At 67.6% G+C, this 19,420-nt stretch carries 19 protein-coding genes; 11 read left to right on the top strand and 8 right to left on the bottom strand.

Translation table 11 applies throughout. The features are described 5' to 3' along the window. The first annotated feature begins 26 nt into the window (after window positions 1-26). The 7 genes from bioB to lpxO all read left to right on the top strand — a co-directional run bounded on the left by bioB (window position 27) and on the right by lpxO (window position 7,126). Window positions 27-1,061 (top strand): biotin synthase BioB, encoded by a 1,035-nt coding sequence (bioB, locus tag ACCQ12_RS02040; protein WP_104579345.1) that lies wholly within the window; start codon window positions 27-29, stop codon window positions 1,059-1,061. Window positions 1,062-1,558: 497 nt separating this feature from the next. Then, window positions 1,559-2,764 carry an 8-amino-7-oxononanoate synthase gene (bioF, locus tag ACCQ12_RS02035; RefSeq protein ID WP_047695491.1) on the top strand — a complete coding sequence of 402 codons (1,206 nt, stop codon included), beginning with the start codon at window positions 1,559-1,561 and terminating at the stop codon, window positions 2,762-2,764. Between the two features lie 189 nt (window positions 2,765-2,953). Then, window positions 2,954-3,328, top strand: a complete 375-nt coding sequence (locus ACCQ12_RS02030; RefSeq protein WP_372382816.1) for a DUF7079 family protein — start codon at window positions 2,954-2,956, stop codon at window positions 3,326-3,328. Between the two features lie 164 nt (window positions 3,329-3,492). Further along, window positions 3,493-4,254, top strand: a complete 762-nt coding sequence (gene bioH, locus ACCQ12_RS02025) for a pimeloyl-ACP methyl ester esterase BioH (protein WP_104579348.1) — start codon at window positions 3,493-3,495, stop codon at window positions 4,252-4,254. 44 nt (window positions 4,255-4,298) lie between these two features. Further along, a complete protein-coding gene (locus tag ACCQ12_RS02020) occupies window positions 4,299-5,081 on the top strand; it encodes an SDR family oxidoreductase (RefSeq protein ID WP_047695494.1) in 783 nt (260 codons plus the stop codon). 63 nt (window positions 5,082-5,144) lie between these two features. Next, a complete protein-coding gene (bioC, locus tag ACCQ12_RS02015) occupies window positions 5,145-6,029 on the top strand; it encodes a malonyl-ACP O-methyltransferase BioC (protein WP_039415232.1) in 885 nt (294 codons plus the stop codon). A 191-nt stretch (window positions 6,030-6,220) separates the two neighbouring features. Further along, window positions 6,221-7,126, top strand: a complete 906-nt coding sequence (lpxO, locus tag ACCQ12_RS02010) for a lipid A hydroxylase LpxO (RefSeq protein WP_372382815.1) — start codon at window positions 6,221-6,223, stop codon at window positions 7,124-7,126. A 99-nt stretch (window positions 7,127-7,225) separates the two neighbouring features. On the opposite strand, the gene ACCQ12_RS02005 is transcribed toward lpxO, so the two are convergent. From ACCQ12_RS02005 to ACCQ12_RS01995, 3 genes are read right to left on the bottom strand one after another with little or no spacing between them, the layout of a single operon-like run. Then, window positions 7,226-7,645, bottom strand: coding sequence for a nuclear transport factor 2 family protein (locus ACCQ12_RS02005; RefSeq protein ID WP_166749741.1), 420 nt, complete (start codon window positions 7,643-7,645; stop codon window positions 7,226-7,228). Between the two features lie 42 nt (window positions 7,646-7,687). Next, a complete protein-coding gene (locus ACCQ12_RS02000; protein WP_123137571.1) occupies window positions 7,688-8,305 on the bottom strand; it encodes a YdcF family protein in 618 nt (205 codons plus the stop codon). After that, window positions 8,290-9,249, bottom strand: coding sequence for a pyridoxal-phosphate dependent enzyme (locus ACCQ12_RS01995; RefSeq protein ID WP_372382814.1), 960 nt, complete (start codon window positions 9,247-9,249; stop codon window positions 8,290-8,292). The genes ACCQ12_RS02000 and ACCQ12_RS01995 overlap by 16 nt, the downstream gene beginning before the upstream one ends. A 158-nt stretch (window positions 9,250-9,407) precedes the next feature. On the opposite strand from ACCQ12_RS01995, the gene ACCQ12_RS01990 reads away from it, so the two are divergent. The 3 genes from ACCQ12_RS01990 to ACCQ12_RS01980 all read left to right on the top strand — a co-directional run bounded on the left by ACCQ12_RS01990 (window position 9,408) and on the right by ACCQ12_RS01980 (window position 13,728). Next, window positions 9,408-9,881, top strand: coding sequence for a hypothetical protein (locus tag ACCQ12_RS01990; RefSeq protein WP_372382813.1), 474 nt, complete (start codon window positions 9,408-9,410; stop codon window positions 9,879-9,881). A gap of 577 nt (window positions 9,882-10,458) precedes the next feature. Next, entirely contained in the window at window positions 10,459-12,363 is a 1,905-nt protein-coding gene (gene mnmG, locus ACCQ12_RS01985; protein WP_372382812.1) for a tRNA uridine-5-carboxymethylaminomethyl(34) synthesis enzyme MnmG, read from the top strand. 654 nt (window positions 12,364-13,017) lie between these two features. Continuing rightward, window positions 13,018-13,728, top strand: coding sequence for a DUF2490 domain-containing protein (locus ACCQ12_RS01980; protein WP_104579353.1), 711 nt, complete (start codon window positions 13,018-13,020; stop codon window positions 13,726-13,728). 80 nt (window positions 13,729-13,808) lie between these two features. On the opposite strand, the gene ACCQ12_RS01975 is transcribed toward ACCQ12_RS01980, so the two are convergent. Both ACCQ12_RS01975 and ACCQ12_RS01970 read right to left on the bottom strand, forming a co-directional pair. Continuing rightward, window positions 13,809-14,756, bottom strand: a complete 948-nt coding sequence (locus ACCQ12_RS01975) for an alpha/beta hydrolase (RefSeq protein WP_372382811.1) — start codon at window positions 14,754-14,756, stop codon at window positions 13,809-13,811. Window positions 14,757-15,251: 495 nt separating this feature from the next. Continuing rightward, window positions 15,252-16,109 carry a PA4780 family RIO1-like protein kinase gene (locus ACCQ12_RS01970; protein WP_047695500.1) on the bottom strand — a complete coding sequence of 286 codons (858 nt, stop codon included), beginning with the start codon at window positions 16,107-16,109 and terminating at the stop codon, window positions 15,252-15,254. Window positions 16,110-16,257: 148 nt separating this feature from the next. Between ACCQ12_RS01970 and ACCQ12_RS01965 the strand changes: the two genes are divergently transcribed. Beyond that, window positions 16,258-17,118, top strand: coding sequence for an IclR family transcriptional regulator domain-containing protein (locus tag ACCQ12_RS01965; RefSeq protein WP_372382810.1), 861 nt, complete (start codon window positions 16,258-16,260; stop codon window positions 17,116-17,118). Window positions 17,119-17,219: 101 nt separating this feature from the next. Here ACCQ12_RS01965 and ACCQ12_RS01960 read toward each other — a convergent pair whose 3' ends face one another. The 3 genes from ACCQ12_RS01960 to pcaD form a co-directional block, all read right to left on the bottom strand. Further along, window positions 17,220-18,146 carry an alpha/beta hydrolase gene (locus ACCQ12_RS01960; protein WP_047695502.1) on the bottom strand — a complete coding sequence of 309 codons (927 nt, stop codon included), beginning with the start codon at window positions 18,144-18,146 and terminating at the stop codon, window positions 17,220-17,222. A 71-nt stretch (window positions 18,147-18,217) separates the two neighbouring features. Beyond that, window positions 18,218-18,604 carry a 4-carboxymuconolactone decarboxylase gene (pcaC, locus tag ACCQ12_RS01955; protein WP_372382809.1) on the bottom strand — a complete coding sequence of 129 codons (387 nt, stop codon included), beginning with the start codon at window positions 18,602-18,604 and terminating at the stop codon, window positions 18,218-18,220. Between the two features lie 23 nt (window positions 18,605-18,627). Further along, window positions 18,628-19,410 (bottom strand): 3-oxoadipate enol-lactonase, encoded by a 783-nt coding sequence (gene pcaD, locus ACCQ12_RS01950; RefSeq protein WP_047695504.1) that lies wholly within the window; start codon window positions 19,408-19,410, stop codon window positions 18,628-18,630. Window positions 19,411-19,420: the final 10 nt, after the last annotated feature.

Genomic DNA, 19,420 nt, shown 5'->3' with positions numbered 1-19,420 from the left:
AAGCCGCTGACTGTCAGGAAACTCCGATGTCTGTTGTCGTCCGCCATGACTGGGATCGCAAAGAGCTGCAGGCGCTGTTCGATCTGCCGTTCCCCGAGTTGCTGCACCACGCAGCCAGCGTGCACCGCGCGCATTTCGATCCGGCGCAGGTGCAGGTCTCCACGCTGTTGTCGGTCAAGACCGGCGGCTGCCCGGAAGATTGCGCGTACTGCCCGCAGGCGCAGCGCTACGACACCGGCGTGACCGCACAGAAGCTGATGGAGACCGAAGAGGTCGTGGCCAAGGCGCGCCAGGCCAAGGCGGCCGGCGCCTCGCGCTTCTGCATGGGCGCTGCCTGGCGCTCGCCCAAGGAGCGCGACATCCCCAAGGTGGCCGCGATGATCCGCGAGGTCAAGGCCATGGGCCTGGAGACCTGCGCGACGCTGGGCATGCTCGACGCCGGCCAGGCGCGCGCGCTGAAAGACGCCGGGCTGGACTACTACAACCACAATCTGGACACCGCGCCGGATTACTACGACTCGATCATCCACACCCGCCAATACCAGGACCGGCTCAACACCCTGGAGCATGTGCGCGACGTGGGCTTGAAGACCTGCTGCGGCGGCATCGTCGGCATGGGCGAAACCCGCGACCAGCGCATCGGCCTGCTGCTGGCACTGGCCACGCTGCCGGCGCACCCGGATTCGGTGCCGATCAACCAGCTGGTGCAGGTCGCCGGCACGCCGCTGCATGGCACCCAGCAACTGGATCCGTTCGAGTTCGTGCGGATGATCGCCGTGGCCCGCATCACCATGCCTAAATCGATGGTGCGCCTGTCCGCCGGCCGCGAAGCGATGAGCGACGAGCTGCAGGCACTGTGTTTCCTGGCCGGCGCCAACTCGATCTTCTACGGCGAAAAACTGCTCACCACCGGCAACCCGGACACCGAACGCGACCAGGCGCTGTTCCAGCGCCTGGGCCTGCGCCCGATGCAGATCACTGTCGATGCCGCCGACCACGACCACCCGGGCACCGTGCATGCGGACATCACCTGCGGCCAGGCCTGCGAACGCGCGGCATGACCGCGCAGCGCATTGTCGGATGAGCCCGCACCGCGCCTGGGCCGTCCCGCGGCGATGGGCGGGGCCTGCGGCAGGCGTTGCGTCTGAGACAGCGCCTACCTGCAGCCGATCCTGCGGCAGCGCCTGATCGGCCCATCGCCATCCCGCACTGACGCCGGACGCAGGACCGGCCCTCAAACCAGCGGATGCGTGGAGCCGGGTACAAGCACCATCACCCGATCATCCGCACCGTGGCAAAAGCGCGCCGCGGACAGCGCGACGCACTCGATCACCCCATCGCACTGCGCCCTGCCGGTTCGCCGTTGCCGCTGTCGTGGACCTTGAGCGGTCACAGACCGCCTTGACGCGCGAGGCCTCCGGCAACCGCCGCCGGGCTTGCACGCGCTTTCCAGCACCCCGACGCCACGGGCCATCACACTGCACCGGCTGTCGGTGTCGGCTGGGCGAGGTGACCGCGGCACGCTACGCTAGCGGACCTTTTTCGATGTCGACTCCCCATGGCTCGCCCCGATCTGCACGAACGGATTTCGTCGCTGCGCAAGTTGCGCCTCGCCCAGGAACGGGTACGGGTACGCCGCCAGGTCGGTCGCCGCGATGGTGTGCGCCTGGAGATCGATGGCCGCTGGCTGACCGGGTTTTGCTCCAACGACTATCTGGGCCTGGCGCAGCAGTTCGAAGTGGTGGCCGCCTTGCAGGACGCGGCCGCGCGCGATGGTGCCGGCGCCACCGCCTCGCATCTGATCTGCGGCCACCACACCGCACACGAGACGCTGGAGCGCGAAATCGCGCAGTGGCTGGGGTATCCGTCGGCGCTGCTGTTCGGCAGCGGCTTCATCGCCAACCTGGCCGTGCAGCAGGCCTTGCTCAGCGAAGAAGACGATGTCTGCGTGCAGGACCGGCTCAATCACGCCAGCCTACTCGATGCCACGCGCCTGGCCGGCTGCCGGCTGCGGCGCTATCCGCATCTGGATGTGGAAGGCGCGATGCGCCAGCTCAAGGGCGCCCCCGAGGGCGCGGCGATGCTGGCCAGCGACGGCGTCTTCAGCATGGATGGCGATGTGGCGCCGCTGCGCGCGTTGAGCCTGGTGGCACGCATGCAGGAGGCCCTGTTCTACGTCGACGACGCGCACGGAGTTGGCGTGCTGGGCCCGCAGGGGCGCGGCTGCGTGGCCGATGCGGGTCTGGGCGTGGCCGAAGTGCCGCTGCAGCTGGTGACGCTGGGCAAGGCGCTGGGCGGCTATGGCGCCGTGGTGGTCGGCGATGAGGCACTCATTCGTCACCTGGCCGAAACCGCGCGCCCCTACATCTACACCACGGCCCTGCCGCCGGCGCAGGTCGCCGCGACCCTGGCCGCAGTGCGCCTGGCGCGTCGCGACGACTGGCGTCGTGCGCGCCTGGTCGAACTGATCGGCAGCTTCCGCGATGGCGCGCGCCGGCATGGGTTCGAACTGATGGCCTCCGATACCCCGATCCAGCCACTGCTGTGCGGCGAAGAAGCCACGGTGATGGCGATGTCGGCCGCACTCGAGCAGGCCGGGTTCATGGTCGGCGCAATCCGCCCACCCACGGTGCCCGAGGGCAAGGCACGCCTGCGGGTGACCCTGTCGGCCCTGCATACCCCGCAGCAGGTGCAGGCGCTGATCGAGGCGATCGTGCAGGCGCGCGACGTGGTCAGCCGGCAACCGCTGCGTGCCTCTGCCTGAGGCGAGCCGCAGTTCCTGCATGGCCTGTGCTGAAAGCAGCAGCGGTTACCCGACCAATGCATCGCCCGCACTAGGCGCGCGCGGCGGGCGGCAAGCGCGCGCCGATTCTCCGTTGCAACCGGCCCAGCATGCATCGCACCGGTGATGCAGCGTTTGCGTGTTCGCCATTGATGGCCTCTTTTCACTGACATGCCGCCGGCGACACCCCATACAGCCTCGGCGGCGCAGCGCCGCGTATGGGAAGCCTTGTCGCTGCTGTATCTGGATACTGACAGTCGCGACGACGATGGCATCGCGTACGTGCTGGCCGCCTCGCCGTTCACCCTGATGCAGTTGCGCACGATGCTGTTGCACGAGGTGCATCCGGTCCTGATCGGCAATCTGCGCAGCGTGGCCGGCGTGTGGAACCGATTCGATCCCGAGTGGTTGGCGGCCACGATCCAGGCGCGGCGTGCACGGCGCTGGCGCTGGCCGGCGCGTTGGTGCTGGCGCGGCTACGCGCGCGCGCAGTGGGCGTTGCTGGCCCCGAAGATCGGCGCACTGCGTGCAGCCGTCTCGCACTGACGCCGACGCGCAGCAGCAGCGCCGTACCTGAACACCCAAGCGCCGATCGGCAAACTGCAATCGGCGACAAGGCCGCCACCATCCGGTATTTCTGAGCCCTGTCGCAGCACCAACGCGCCGCGATCAACGCGTATCGGCACCCAACAATCGGCGACAATGCGCCCATGCATATCGATGTCATCGGCCATGGGCCTGCGCTGGTTCTCCTGCACGGCTGGGCACTGCACGGCGGAGTGTTCGCGCCGCTGGTCGAGCGCCTGTCACCGCACTATCAACTGCATCTGGTCGACCTGCCCGGGCACGGCTTCAGTCGCGACGACAGCACGCCACTGGCCTTGCCGTATGTGGTTGCGGCCATTGCCGCCGCCACCCCGCCTGCGGTGTGGCTGGGCTGGTCGCTGGGCGGGCTGTTTGCGCTGCATGCCGCCGCCACCCAACCGCAGGTGCGCGGGCTGGCGATGATCGCGGCCACGCCGCGTTTCGTGCGGGGCAGCGACTGGCCGGACGCAGTCGAGCGCGACGTGTTCGTGCAATTCGGCAAAGAGTTGACGCGCGATTACCGCGGCACATTGGAGCGGTTTCTGGCGCTGGACACGCTCGGCTCGGCGCATGCACGCAGCGAACTGCGCAGCCTGCGCGAAACGCTCACCGCACGCGGCGAACCGGCGCCCGAGGCCTTGCAGCAGGGGCTCACCCTGCTCGAACGCACCGACCTGCGCCGCGCCTTGCCGCAGCTCGCACGTCCCAGCCTGTGGATCGCCGGCCAGCGCGATCGCCTGGTGCCTGCCGCGGGCATGCATGCCGCCGCTGCGCTCACCCCGCATGCGCAGGCGCTCACCATTGCCGGCGGTGGCCACGCCCCCTTTCTCGGTCACGCCGATCAAGTGAGCGAGGCACTGCAACGCTTCGTTGCGTCCGTGCCGTGAGCGGATCGCCGATCATGCAGCATCGCTGATCGAGGACATACCGCATGGATCTGGGAATCGCTGGCCGCTGGGCCCTGGTCTGCGCCGCCAGCAAGGGACTGGGGCTGGGTTGTGCACGTGCCCTGGCCGGCGAAGGCGTCAACGTGGTCATCGTCGCGCGCGGCCGCGACGCGCTGGAGCATGCGGCCGAGGCATTGCGCGCAGTTCCCGGCGCTGGCGAGGTGCGCAGCGTGGTCGCCGATATCGCAACGCCGCAGGGACGCAGCGCCGCGCTCGCCGCCTGCCCGCAGGTGGACATCCTGATCAACAACGCCGGCGGCCCGCCGCCGGGCGATTTCCGCCACTGGGAACGCGAAGATTGGCTACGCGCGCTGGACGCCAACATGCTCGCCCCGATCGAACTGATCCGCGCCACCGTCGATGGCATGCGTGCGCGCCGCTTCGGCCGCATCGTCAACATCACCTCCAGTGCGGTGAAGGCGCCGATCGACATCCTGGGCCTGTCCAATGGCGCACGTGCCGGCCTCACCGGCTTCGTTGCCGGGCTGGCGCGCAGCACCGTGGCCGACAACGTCACCATCAACAACCTGCTGCCCGGCCAGTTCGCCACCGACCGCCTGCGGGGCAACTTCGCCACCATCGCGCAGCAGCAGGGCAGCACGCTCGAAGAAGTCGCCGAGCGCAAGCGTGCGGGTATCCCGGCGGCGCGTTTTGGCGAGCCGGACGAATTCGGCGCGGCCTGCGCATTCCTGTGCGCCGCGCAGGCCGGCTACATCACCGGGCAGAACCTGCTCATCGATGGCGGCAGTTATCCGGGCACGTTCTAGCGCCGCGCCCGGCCCCATCCATCGATTCCCTCCGCCTCGCCCAGAGGCGACAATAGCGCCGCAATGAACAGCACTTTCGACCCCCGCCACGTCCGGCGCGCGTTTGCGCGTGCCGCCAGCAGTTATGCCGCCGCCGCCGCGCTGCAGCGCGAAGTGGAAACGCGCCTGCTCGAATCGCTCGACTACCTGGGCGAGCAGGTGCCCAAGGTGGTGCTGGATGTCGGCGCCGGCCCCGGCCATGCCAGCGCTGCGATCAAGAAACGCTGGCCCAAGGCGCAGGTGATCGCGCTCGACCAGGCCATGCCGATGCTGCGCCAGGCGCGCAAGGCAGCCGGGTGGTGGAAGCCGTTTGCGCAGGTCTGCGCCGATGCGCGCGCACTCCCCGTCGCCGATGGCAGCGTGGATGTGATCTTCAGCAATCTGTGCCTGCAATGGGTGGAAGACCTGCCGGCGGTGTTTGCCGGCTTCCGCCGCGCCCTGCGGCCGGGCGGCCTGCTGCTGTGCTCGACCTTCGGCCCGGAGACTCTGATCGAGCTGCGCGATGCATTCGCCCAGGCCGACCCCGCCCCGCACGTCAGCCGCTTCCCGCCGATCGCGCAGTTCGGCGATGCCCTGCTGATGTCCGGCTTCCGCGACCCGGTACTGGACCGCGACCTGTTCACGCTCACCTACAACGACCTGCCCGCCCTGATGCGCGAGCTGCGGGCGATGGGCGCCACCAACGCGCTCAGCAATCGCCGCGCCACGCTCACCGGACGCGGCCGCTTTGCCGCCGCCAGTGCCGCCTACGAACCGCTGCGCCGGCCCGACGGCACCCTGCCCAGCTCCTGGGAAGTGATCTATGCCCATGCCTGGGCTCCGGCGCCGGGCGCCCCCATCCGCGAACAGGGGCATGACGTCGCCAGCGTGCCGGTGGCCTCGATTCCGATCCGCCGCCGCCGCGATTGAGGCGGTGCACAGTGGCCGCGCCCGCGCGCCGGTTCCGGTGACACACAGTATTGCGCCGGCGCCGCTGTGCAGTGGCCGGGCGCAGCCGCCACACCCGGTAGAATTCATCCGCTAAAGGCTTCCCCTGCCCGGCGTTGCCCGCCGGCGGCCTTCCCCTCTGTTGCGGCCCCCCGCCCCCATTGGCGTTCCCCATGTTGAAGTGGCTCATCATCGCGCTGTTCATCGCATCGGCGCTGTACATCCATTACCGCGGTCGCGTGCGGCACCGGCTCAGCCGGCAGCTGCTGGACCATTCCACTTTCATGGCGCCGATCAACACGCTGATGTATCTGTGTTCGCGCGTGCCGACCACGCCGTTCATCGACCCGGGCAAGGAGTTTCCCGAGCTGGCGCCGCTGCGCGCCCACTGGCCGGTGATCCGCGATGAAGCGGTGGCGCTGCAGCAGATGCAGAAGATCCGCGCCGCCGACGGTTATACCGACATCGGCTTCAATTCGTTTTTCCGCCGCGGCTGGAAGCGCTTCTATCTGAAGTGGTACGGCACTGCGCACCCGTCTGCAGCCGAGCTGTGCCCGCAGACCACCGCGTTGCTCAAATCCATCCCCACGGTCAAGGCGGCGATGTTCGCCGAGCTGCCGCCGGGCAGCGAACTGCGCCCGCACCGCGACCCGTTCGCCGGTTCCATGCGGTTGCACCTTGGCCTGGCCACGCCCAACGACGACCGTTGCTTCATCGATGTCGACGGCCAGCGCCACAGCTGGCGCGATGGCGAGTGGACCATGTTCGACGAGACCTATATCCACTACGCGCGCAACGACACAGACCAGGACCGCATCATCCTGTTCTGCGACATCGAGCGCCCAATGCGCTGGCGCTGGGCGGCGGCAGTGAACCGCTTCGTCGGCCGCAGCCTGCTCTCGGCCGGTGCCTCACCCAATCAGGAAGGCGACAAGACCGGCGGCATCAACCGCGTGTTCCGGTATTTCTACGCCGCGCGGCTGAAGGCCAAGGCGCTGAAGGAACGCAACAACCCGCTCTACCAGGTGCTCAAGTGGGGCATCTTCATCCTGGTGGTGGTCGGGATCGTGTTGCTGTAACTCGGACCAACCGCGTAGGAGCGCGCTTGCGCGCGATGAGGCGTTACCGGGAATGCCTCATCGCGCGCAAGCGCGCTCCTACGCAGCGCTAGTCGTCACTCAGCGCGACACCTGCGCGATCCACTCCTGCAGGTTGTAGTAGTTGGTGACGCGGGTGATCTTGCCCTCGCGCACCTCGAAAAAGGCCCCGCCCGGCAGTACGTAGGTCTGCCCGTTGGCGTCCGGCAGGCCTTCGTCGGTGGTGTGGTAGACCCCGTGCACCACGTATTCGGCCCCCACGCGCGTGCCGTCGTCGCTGGCGGTGATCACGACATCGCGCAGCTGCTCGCGGTAACTGTCGTTCATGCGCTGCAGGAAGGCGGCAAAGTCCGCACGTCCGATCTCGCGTGGGCCCTGGTTGAGGTCATGCGCGACATCGTCGGCCAAAAACGCCAACATGCCGTCCCAATCGCCACGGTTGAATGCTTCGTAATAGGCCTGGACCAGGCCGGTGGCGCGTTGCCGATTGCTCTCGCTCATGCTCGAACCTGCCGCTGGGAAAGCCGCATCATAGGCCTGCGGTCACGGACCTTGCACCACCAGGTCGCGGTGGAAGTAATAGACCTCCTGCAGCAAAAATCGCCAGCTGGTGTGGAAGCTGCGAAAGCGCGTGCTGGGCGTGGACGAGGCCAGCGCATCCACGCCCAGTTCCTGACTGAGCCGCAGCGCGCGCGCCATGTGCAGCGGGTCGCTGACGATGATCGCCCGGTGCATGCCATGGCGGGCCATCAGCACGCGCGCCTGTTCCAGGTTCTGCCGGGTGGTGCGCGAGACCGTCTCGATCACGATCGCGTCCGGCGGCACGCCGTGACGCAGCGCGTAACGGCGTGCCACCTGCGACTCGGCAAAGCGCGCGCCGTTGCCGAAGCCGCCGGTAAATAGCAGGCGCGGTGCATACCCTTGGGCGTACAGGTCCAGCGCATGCCGGATGCGTTCTTCGAACACCGGGGAGGGACGTGCGTCGTAGGCGGCCGCACCCAGTACGATGATCACATCGGCCGGTGCGGCCTGGTCGCGGTCGCCCACCCACACGATCCACCCGGCCACCGCCACCAGCCAGATCACCGCCAGCATGCATAACCGCCAGCCCCAGCCCCACAGGCCGAGCCCGCGCCGACGCCTGCTCACGCGGCGGCCCAGGGCACTGCGTCCAGGTCGACGTTGCCGCCGGACAGGATCACCCCCACCCGCTTGCCGGCAAACCGCGCCGGGTCGGCCAGCAGCGCCGCCAGCGTGATCGCCGACGACGGCTCCACCACCTGCTTGAGCACCTGCCAGATCAGCCGCATCGCCTGCACCACGGCGGCATCGTCCACGGTGATCACCTGCGCGCCAGCGGCCTGCAGCAGCACGAAATTCGGCGTGCCCAGGGTGCCGCGCAGACCGTCGCAGACGGTGTCGGGGATGAAGTCGACCAGGCGCTGCCCGGCCGCCAGCGAGCGTGCGGTGTCGGCCGCGCCGCTGGGCTCGGCCAGCACCAGCGCGCATCCGGGGGCGGCCTGCAGCGCCAGGGCCGCCCCGGCAGCCAGCCCGCCGCCACCGACCGGCGCCAGCACCACATCCAGCCCACCGCTCTGGTGCAGCAACTCCAACGTGGCAGTGCCCTGCCCGGCGATCACCGCCGGATCGGTGTACGGATGCACGAGGGTCGCCCCGACACTGGCCTGCACCTGGGCACACAGCTGCTCGCGCGCGGCGATGGTCGGCGCACAGCGCCACAGCGTGGCGCCGTGCCGGGAAATATTGGCCAATTTGGCGGCCACCGCGCCCTCGGGCACCACCACATGGCAGCCGATGCCGCGGGTACGCGCCGCCAAGGCCAGCGCCGCGCCGTGGTTGCCGGACGAATGGGTCACCACGCCACGCGGGGCCAGCGCGTCCGGCAGCGACCACACCGCGTTGCAGGCCCCGCGAAACTTGAAGGCGCCGCCACGCTGCAGATGCTCGGCCTTGAAGAACAGCTGCGCGCCACAGAGCGCATCCAGGCTGTGCGAGGTCAGCAACGGTGTCGGCGCGCAGTGCGGGGCAATGCGCGCGGCGGCCTGCAGGACATCGGAATGGGCAAGAGGAACCGTGTCGATCATGCCTGCAAGATTAACGTATCGCCTTGCTCTTCACGGCTCGCACGCACACCGCCCGCGCATGCTGGATCGATGACAAAGCGCCACATTGCGGCACAGTTAAGGACCGATTCAATGCATCGGCTCGAAAGTGCCATCATGGTTGCAGGAGGGCACCATCCATGAAATTCCGTCTGATCTTCGCCGCCGGGCTCCTGGCCCTGGGCGGCTGTGCGACCTACGACTACACCGGAGGCGGGTCAGGCGGCTACTACCGTGGCGCGCCCGCCGTGCAGTATCGCTATCCGCCGGGATACTCGCCCTACTACGGCGGTCCTTATGGCGGCCCATACGGCGTGCCGTATGGCGCGGGCGGTATCGGGCTGTACGACTACCCGGCCTACCCGATCTATCGTGGCGGCGGGTATTACTACCGCCCCAATGATCGTCGCCCGCAGTACCGTCCGCCGCGTCCCAATGGCTCGTTCAACAACGGTCCCCGTCCGAACGGGCCGCGCCCGCAGCAACCCAATCGCCCGCCGGCAACCGGCGCCCCGTCGTCACGGCCCCCGGCCCGCATTGGCGCACCGCCGCGCGTGATCCGCGAAATCCAGCGGCAGACCGCGCCACGCAACACGCGCGAGCAGATTCCGTGACAAGCTGACTGCGACAGGCCCCACAAATGGCAACATTGGGGGCTTGCGTTCAGCCGGCACTTGGTCGCAAGCTAGGTGCTCTGTGTGACCCGCCACGTCATCTTCTGACCCGGCCCGGCCCACTGACCGACTTATGTCGATGTCCGACAGGGAAATCTGGATCCCCCCTGTTCCGGCCCTGTCGGATATCGGCGCCTCCAATGCATAAAGCCCCGGCATGCCGGGGCTTTATGTTTTTGGCATTGGCTTGGCGGCTCGAGATGACGCTGCATGCCTGGATCCTCTGTCAGCACCCACCGACGCAGAAAAAAATAAGGGTCGGCAGTCCCCCGACTACCGACCCTTACGCTACCCCGTCGCACGCGCGGCTGGCCCCTGTTCCAATTCCAGCCTTTGCGCCCATGTCGCAATGCCGCGACGGGTGCAGTAGGGATATCCGCACGAAACATGCCAACTTGAGGGTCAGTATTTTAAAATGTGGCTTACGTCACACTTTTACCCGTCGAGTGACCTCGCTCGCCCTTCAGCCGATACTTTCGCGGCCGCCAACTTCCTTCTGCTCCTGGTTCCCACGCCCATGTCCGACTCTTTCTATCGCTACGACGTCATCGTGATCGGCGGCGGCCATGCCGGCACCGAGGCCGCGCTGGCCTCCGCGCGTACCGGTGCGCGCACCTTGCTGCTGACCCACAACATCGAAACCGTGGGCGCGATGAGCTGCAACCCGGCCATCGGCGGGATCGGCAAGGGCCATCTGGTCAAGGAGATCGATGCACTGGGCGGGGCCATGGCGCACGCGGCCGATCTGGCCGGCATCCAGTGGCGCACGCTCAATGCCTCCAAGGGGCCGGCGGTGCGCGCCACCCGCTGCCAGGCCGACCGCAACCTGTATCGCAACGCGATCCGCCGCATGGTCGAAGCGCAATCCAACCTGACCGTGTTCCAGGCGGCGGTGGACGATCTGATCATCCACAACGGCGCAAGCGAGGCCGACAGCGTGCGCGGGGTCATCACCCAGACCGGGCTGCGCTTCGAGGCGCCGTCGGTGGTGCTGACCGCCGGCACGTTCTTGGCCGGCAAGATCCATGTCGGCGAAACCCAATACGCGGCGGGGCGCATGGGCGACCCGCCGGCCACCACGCTGGCCGCACGGCTGCGCGAGCGCCCGTTCGCGATCGACCGCCTCAAGACCGGGACCCCGCCACGCATCGATGGGCGCACGCTCGACTACGGTGTGATGACCGAACAACCCGGCGACGACCCGCTGCCAGTGATGTCATTCATGGGCCAGCGCAGCGACCATCCGCGTCAGGTCAGCTGCTGGATCACCCAGACCACCGAGCAGACCCACGACATCATCCGCAGCGCATTGCATCGCTCGCCGCTGTACTCGGGCCAGATCGAAGGCATCGGCCCGCGCTACTGCCCGTCGATCGAAGACAAGGTGGTGCGCTTCGCCGAGAAGACCAGCCACCAGATCTTCGTCGAGCCCGAAGGCCTGGAGGTGACCGAGATCTATCCCAACGGTATTTCCACCTCGCTGCCATTCGATGTGCAGCTGGCGCTGGTGCGCTCGATCCACGGTTTTGCGAACGCGCACATCACCCGCCCCGGCTACGCCATCGAGTACGACTTCTTCGACCCGCGCGGGCTCAAGGCCTCGCTGGAGACCAAGGAAGTGGGCGGGCTGTTCTTCGCCGGGCAGATCAACGGCACCACCGGCTACGAAGAAGCGGCCGCGCAAGGCCTGCTGGCCGGGCTCAATGCCGCACGCCACGTGCATGGCCTGCCGGCGTGGTCGCCGCGCCGCGACGAGGCTTACCTGGGTGTGCTGGTGGACGATCTGATCACCCACGGCACCACCGAACCGTATCGCATGTTCACCAGCCGCGCCGAATACCGGTTGCAGCTGCGCGAGGACAATGCCGATGCACGCCTGACCGGCGTCGGCCGCAGCATGGGCCTGGTCGATGATGCGCGCTGGGCGCGCTTTTCGGCCAAGCAGGACGCCGTGCAGCGCGAGAGCGCGCGGCTGTCCGCGCTGTGGGCCACCCCGGGCAATGCCCTGGGGCGCGAGGTGACGCAGACGCTGGGTGTGTCGCTGAGCCGCGAAACCAACGTGCTGGATCTGATCAAGCGCCCGGAACTCAACTACGCCAGTCTGATGCGCGTGCCTGCACTGGGGCCGGGCGTGAACGATGCGCAGGTCGCCGAACAGGTGGAAATCAGCGTCAAGTACGCCGGCTACCTGGACCGCCAGCGCGACGACATCGCGCGCCAGCAACGCCAGGAGAACACGCCCATTCCGGAAGGTTTCGACTATGCCGGCGTGCGCGGGCTGTCGATCGAAGTGCAGCAGAAACTCGAGCGCGTACGCCCGCAACACATTGGCCAGGCGCAACGCATCCCGGGCATGACGCCGGCGGCCATCTCGCTGCTGCTGGTGCATCTGGAGCGTGCGCGGCGCAGCCAGGTGGCGTGATCGGCCCGGGCGACCGCGGTGACGGTGGCAGCGATTGCTGGACTTCCCAGGCAAACGTGCGGGGCGCCGAGCGGCAGTGAAGATCCGCCCACGAGCGGAGCATGACGCCTGAGGGAAGGATGGTGGGCAGCCCCCCTGCATGACCTGTGCGGCCGGCGAGCAAATGCTGCGTCTGCCATGCTTCTTCCGTACCTGATGGGTGTAGAGCCGGCTGCCGGGTGTCGTACCCGCGCGCATGCACATCACCCAGTCCGCGGCAGCCATACGCGCAGTAACCCACATGCCTCGGCATGCCTGAGCAACGGGCTTCCGCATCATCGTGCGGTCGCCGCGGGGACGTTGGTGGGACGCCTGACGCGTCACATCGCCACGCGATTGGTTTATCTACATGCAATGTGTTGCACGACCGCCGTCATCTACGGATTGACGGCCGTCATGCAGCATCGAACACGGATCGAGGCATGAAACGGCCCTTGTCTCCGCGCGCCGACGGCAGCTCACAGACCGGCATACCGGTGTCATATCTGGCAATGCGATGGACTCTCCCGAATAACGAAGAAGCAAGCGAAACACGGGGGTATCAGCCGACCAGACGGTCCATGGAAACAGAAAAGATATTGCTATGATTTGCCAACGACGACACATTTTAACTAAATGAACGCATTTAGCACGTTAATCACCGCGACGTTTCGCATCGCCTGCCCTGTGCTACTGGTGATGCTGGCCACGGTAAGTTCGGCCCACGCCAATACGGAAGAAGACGGCCGGTATTGGCTGAGTATCTACGCGCAGGGCAAGTTACCGGTTGAAAACCTGTACTGGAGCATGGATGTCCATCCGCGCTGGCGCGAGGAAGGCGAGCAGTTCGACCAGTTGATCCTGCGCCCGGCCGTGTTTTATCGGCTCAATCCCAAGGCCAGCGTCTGGATGGGGTACGACACCATCATCAGCCACCCGGCAGGCCAGCCGTCCAATCGCGAAAATCGTTGGTGGGGGCAATTTCAATACCAGTTCGACCCGATTGCCGACATCACCATTACCAGCCGCACCCGTCTGGAACAGCGCCATCGCGAAGACTTCAGCGATGAGGGCTACCGCGTGCGGCAGATGATCCGCGCCACGCGCCCGAGCGGTTTCAGTCCGCAGCTGTCCTGGGTGCTGTTCAACGAGTTGTTCGTCAACCTCGATCAGACGCAATGGGGTGCACGGCGCGGCATCGACCAGAACCGTGTATTCGTTGGCATCAACTGGAAATTCAACGCCATCGCCAACGTGGACGTGGGCTATCTGAACCAGTTCGTCAACACATCGGCAGTGGACCGCGAGAACCACGTGCTGATGACAACCTTCCGTTTCAACTTCTGACGCGTCGTGGCCGATGCAGCAGCGCGCAGCGACGCGCGCGCTGCGCATGCCGGCAAGCGCAGGTGTTTCATCAGCTGCCCTTATTCCGGCAACAGCTGTTTGCGCAGCGTCTGGGCACAGAGCTCCACGGTGGTCTCGGCCGCCTGGATGACGCCACCCATGGTGATGAAGCCGTGGATCATGCCGGGGAAGCGATGCACCGTGACCTCTACGCCGGCCGCACGCAGGCGGTCGGCATAGCGCGCGCCCTCGTCATGCAGGATGTCCAGCTCGGCCAGCACGATCAGCGCCGGTGCAACGCCTGCCACCTCAGGTGCCAGCAATGGCGAAATCCGCCAGTCGTGCATGACTGCCGGATCCTTGAAGAGGTGCTGGTTGAAGAATCGCACCGCCTCGCGAGTCAATGGCGGAATGTCGGCATTGGTCGAGCGTGAGGCATGTTCTGCGCTGCCTTCGCGCGCATCGGTCAGCGGGTAAAGCAGCAACTGGCAGCGCAGGGCAATGCCGGCATCGCGTGCGACCAGTGCCACGACGGCGGCCATGGCGCCGCCCATGCTGTCGCCGGCCACCGCCAGCCGCCGCAGATCCGCACCCACCTGCTGCGGATGCGCCGCCAACCAGTGCAAGGTGGCGATGACATCTTCCACGCCCGCCGGAGCCGGGTGTTCCGGGGCGAGGCGGTAATCCACTGCCAGCACCTGGCAACCGGCACGCGCCGCCAACTGCCGGCACACATCGTCGTGCGACTCCAGATCGCCCACCACCCCGGCACCACCGTGCACGAACAGACAGGTCGGCGCCGGATCGTCGCTCAGGCCGGGCGGCCGGTACAGGCGCAGCGGCACGTCGCCGGCGGCAGTGGCGGCGCGCAGGTCGCGTACCTGCATCGGCAGCACCGGAAAGCCGAGCTGCGCGCTCATGCCACGCATCATTGCGCGCGCCTCCGGCAACGGCAGCGCCTCCATCGGCGGCGCGCCGCTCTGCTGCAACTGTGCAAACAGGCGGACGACATCTGGATCGAAGGACATGGCGACTCCATTACGCGCGGGCGATGTGCAGAGCTTGCCAGATTGTTATGAGCCATCACCATTCATTTGCATAACCAAGCATGCGAAACAGTCCAGGCACCCGCCAACGCCACTGTTTACGAGGGCTCTCACCGCGGCCTGGCCTGTCGCATGACGGTGTTTGCTGCATCGCATCGCGCCCCTGCGCGATGCACGCGACGTCTGCGAATCCGCGGCCGGACAGAATCTGTTCGGCATGGCGGCCATGCGCCCAACACCGTTGCGTTGCCGTCACTGCTACAGCGGCAGCGACGGCAACGGTGCGCTGCGGGTGAGGTCTGCAACGGTGCGCCAAACGCCCGCTTCGGCAGTACTAGCAGATCCACCGGATTGGCCAAACGCGCTGCGGTGCAGGTGCAACGCGTACAGACAGCTGCAGTTGGGCACCACCCTGCCCGATCCGGCAAGCCGCCTACCGCCCAAGATGCAGGATGCTCAGACGCCTGAGCAGTGTGCTCAGTCGTCTTCGGCAGCGGCTTCGCGGCCTTGCTGGCGGATCAGGTTTTCCTGGCGTGCGTCTTCGATCGAGGCGCGGATGGCGCGCACGTCGGCGCGCTTGGTGTCGAACTTGAAGCGGCCGGTGAGCGCGCTATCCGGGCGCAACTCGCCTTTCTCGAACAGCGCCCACATCTCCTCGCCGTAGTGCGTGTCCAGCAACTCCGGCGCAAAGCGGCCCAGGCAATCGCGCAGGTTGTGCACGTCGCGCAGCAGCATGTCGCGCGCGGCGTTGTTGCCCGCGGCACTGACCACCTGCGGGAAATCGATCACCACCGGGCCGTCGGGCGAGACCAGCACGTTGTATTCGGACAGATCGCCATGCACCAGGCCCAGCGACAGCATCTTGACCACATCGCCGATCAGGCTGGCATGGAAGGCGCGTGCCTGTTCCGGCTCCAGCTCCACTTCGCCCAGGCGTGGTGCGCTGTGGCCGGCGTCGTCGGTGACCAGGTCCATCAGCAGCACGCCGTGGAAGTAACCGCGCGGCTTGGGCACGTGCACACCGGCATCCACCAGCTGGTAGAGCGCATCGGCTTCGGTGTTCTTCCAGGCGGTCTCGGCTTCCTTGCGGCCGAACTTGGTGGCCTTGCCCATCGCGCGTGCCTGGCGGCTGCCGCGCACCTTGCGGCCCTCCTGGTATTGCACGCGTGCCTGAAAGCTGCGCTGGGCCATGTCCTTGTAGACCTTGGCGCACAGGATGTCGTCGCCGGCGCTGACCACGTAGACGGATGCTTCCTTGCCGCTCTTCAGTGGCCGCAACACTTCGTCGATGACACCGTCGTCGATCAGCGGCTGCAGGCCCGTGGGGGTTTTCATGGACGAAGGGGACCGATCCGAAACAAGTCAGCACCGATTATGCGGCAAGCAGGGTGAAGCGCTTACATGCCGGAGCGCACACTGCGACCGAGGGCATGCATTGGCGCAAGCGCTTACCATGCACAGGACCTGTCACGTACGCGACCCAATGCCCGAGCCTGCCACCAGCCGCCGCAAACGCCCCGCCGCCGTGGCCGCGGCCGGTAGCGAGCGCGGTCTGCCGCACGAGTTGATGCAGCAGATCGCCGCTGCCCAGGGCGACCCGGACTTCATGACTTCGCTGGGGCGCGGGCTGGTGGTGCTGAGCGTGTTCGCCCAGCACGCACGCGAAGTGACCATGTCGCAGATCAGCCTGGAGACCGGCATCTCGCGCGCGGCGGTGCGGCGTGTGCTGCACACGCTGTCCAGGCTGGGCTATGTCGGCGAGCAGGGCCGTGGCTACGTCCTGTTGCCGCGCGTGCTGGGGATCGGCGGTGCGTATGCGGCCTCGTCGTCGATGACCGCCGCAGCACAGCCGGTGCTGGACGCACTGCGCGACCAGTTGCACGAATCCTGCTCGCTGGGCGTGCTGGATGGCGACGATCTGCTGTACGTGGCACGCGCGGAGACGGTGCGCATCATGTCGATCGGGCTGCGCCCGGGCACCCGGTTGCCGGCGTATTGCACCTCGATGGGGCGGGTGCTGCTGGCGGCCCTGCCCGGCGACACCTTGCAGGCCTACCTGGAGCGCACCACGCTGCGCCCGCGCACCGATCGCACGGTGACCCAGGCCTCGGCCCTGCTCGAGGTGCTGGCGCGCGCGCGCCGCGAAGGCATGTGCCTGACCGACCAGGAGCTGGAGATCGGTCTGCGCTCGATCGCGGTGCCGGTGCGCAATCTGCGCGGCGAGGTGATCGCCGCGCTCAACATCGGCGCCCAGGCCGGGCGCGTCAGCCTGCAGACCATGCAGACGCAATGGCTGGACCCGCTGAAACAGGCCGCGCAGCGGTTGGGTACGTTGCTGAGCTGAAGACAGCCGGTGGTGTGCCGGCGCAGGCGCTGCAAGCCGGTGACGTTGCACATGGCCGGTGCGCACGCAGGACCGCTGCCCCGCACGCACGCCACGCAGGCTCACCGCGGCCGGCGCAGGAAGCCCACCACCGCATCCACCCAGGCCGCGTGGCTGTCTTCGACATGCGCCACATGATCGGCATGCGGCAAGGTGACCCAGCTGCGATCTGCGCTGCGCAGGCGCGCGTAGACATGGGCATTATCGGCCTGCGTGGCGATGGGGTCGTCGACGCCACGCAGCAGCAACACCGGCAAGCTGCTCACCTGCTCGGGCCGGAACGCGAACTGCTCCATCGCCCGCCAATCGGTACGGACCGGGTCGGCGGCCAGCGCCTGCGCCACGTAGGCGTCCCGCACGCGGGCCGGCGCGGCGCCGGCGGTAATGAAATCTTCGCCGGCTGCGGCAGCGGTGGTGGGTTCTCGCAGCGGCCGGGCCGGCGACGGCGTGGCGGCCGCTGGCGCATCGACATCGTCCGGGAAGCCATACAGCACCAGCGCCGACACCGCCTGCGGTTGCTGCTGACCAAGCAGCAGCGCCACCCGCGCACCGTTGGAATACCCGATCAGCGCCGGCGGCGGCAGCTCCGGATGCTGCCGGGCGATCCAGGCCAGGACCTGTTGCACGTCGTTCACCGCGCGCGTGGGCGTATTCCAGCCGCTGCGGTCGCGCGCACTGCCGCCATAGCCACGCAGATCCACCGCATAGGCCGCGAACCCCGCCTGCGCCAGCGCGGCAAGCACCGAGCGCGCATCGGGCGCTTCGCCCGGCACCTGCAGGTCGAAATTGGGCAGCGCACTCCAGGTGCGGCCATGCACCAGCAGCACCGTGCCACGCGGCTGCGCGGGCACGCGCGACCACACGGCCAGTGACTGTCCATCGTCGGCGCGCACCTGGGTCAGCCGGGTACCCGGTCCGGGCTGCGGTTGGGCAGGCGCGGCCAGCGAGACCAGCAGGAGCAGGAACAGGCAGGCGGGTCGGAACGTCATGCTATGTCTCGTGATGGGCGCACTGACATCGGCAGGCAGCGCGGGTGTGCGCGAGGCGGTGATGCCGCACCTCAGCGCTCGGCAGCCTGTTCCTGCAGGATCGGCGTTGCCAGCGCAAAGGCGTGGTTGGCCGCCGGCACGCCGCAGTAGATGGCCGCCTGCAGCAGCACTTCCTTGATCTGCTCGGGCGTGACGCCATTGTTGCGCGCCGCGCGCACGTGCAGCTTGAATTCTTCGTCGTGGCCCAGTGCGACCATCATCGACAGGGTGATCAGCGAGCGGGTATGCGTAGGCAGGCCGTCGCGGGTCCAGATGGTGCCCCAGGCGTAGCGGGTGATCAGGTCCTGGAATTCGCTGGTCAGCTCGGTGCGTGCGGCCAGCGAGCGGTCGACATGGGCATCGCCCAGGACGCGTCGGCGTTCGCGCAAGCCGGCCTGGTAACGCTCGTCTTCGTGCATGAGGGACCTCGTTGGGGGAAGGATCAATCGGCCTGGAGAAAGCCCAGCACCGCGTCATTGAACGCAGCCGGCGATTCCAGGTTGCAGATGTGTCGCCCGGGCACCTGGGCGTAATGACCATCGGGCGCGGCGTAGGCGATCTCGCGCAGATTCGGCGGCGGGCAAACCGGGTCGTCGTCGCCGGCCAGGGCCAGCAGCGGCAGGGTGAGCCCGTCCAGCGCGCCGCGAAAATCCGCCTCGGCCACCGCCTGGCAACAGGCGATGTAGCCCGCCGGCGAGGTGGACACGAACGCGGCCGCGATCATGTCCAAACGCTGCGCATGGCTGAGGGCGAAGGCCGGCGTGAACCAGCGCTGCAAGGTGGCATCGATCAGCATCGGCAGGCCCTCGCTGCGCACCTGTTCGATGCGGGTTTCCCAGGTGGCGGTGCTGCCGATCTTCTGCGCGGTGGCGCAGAGCACCAGCCGCCGCAGCCGCTGCGCCGCGTGCAGGCCCAGCCACTGCCCGGTGAGGCCACCGATGGACAGGCCGCAGAAGTCGCTGCGCTCGATCCCCAGCGCGTCCCACAGCGCCAGCACGTCCTGGCCCAGGTCGGCCACGCTGTACGGGCCGGCGGGCGTGTCCGAATACCCGTGGCCGCGGCGGTCGTAGCGCAGGATGCGGTAGTGCGGGGCGAAGGCGTCGATCTGCACGTCCCACATGTGCAGGTCGGTGCCGAGCGAATTGCAGAAGGTGAGCCAGGGGCGTCCTTCGGTACCGTCCAGGCGGTAGTGCAGGCGATGGGTGGGCAACTGGAGATAAGCCATCGGAGCACCG

This window comes from Xanthomonas sp. NCPPB 1068 (assembly GCF_041479385.2).
Lineage (GTDB): Bacteria > Pseudomonadota > Gammaproteobacteria > Xanthomonadales > Xanthomonadaceae > Xanthomonas > Xanthomonas cannabis.
Note: the sequence above shows the minus strand (reverse complement) of the source record. Positions and strands in the feature narration are given on the sequence as shown.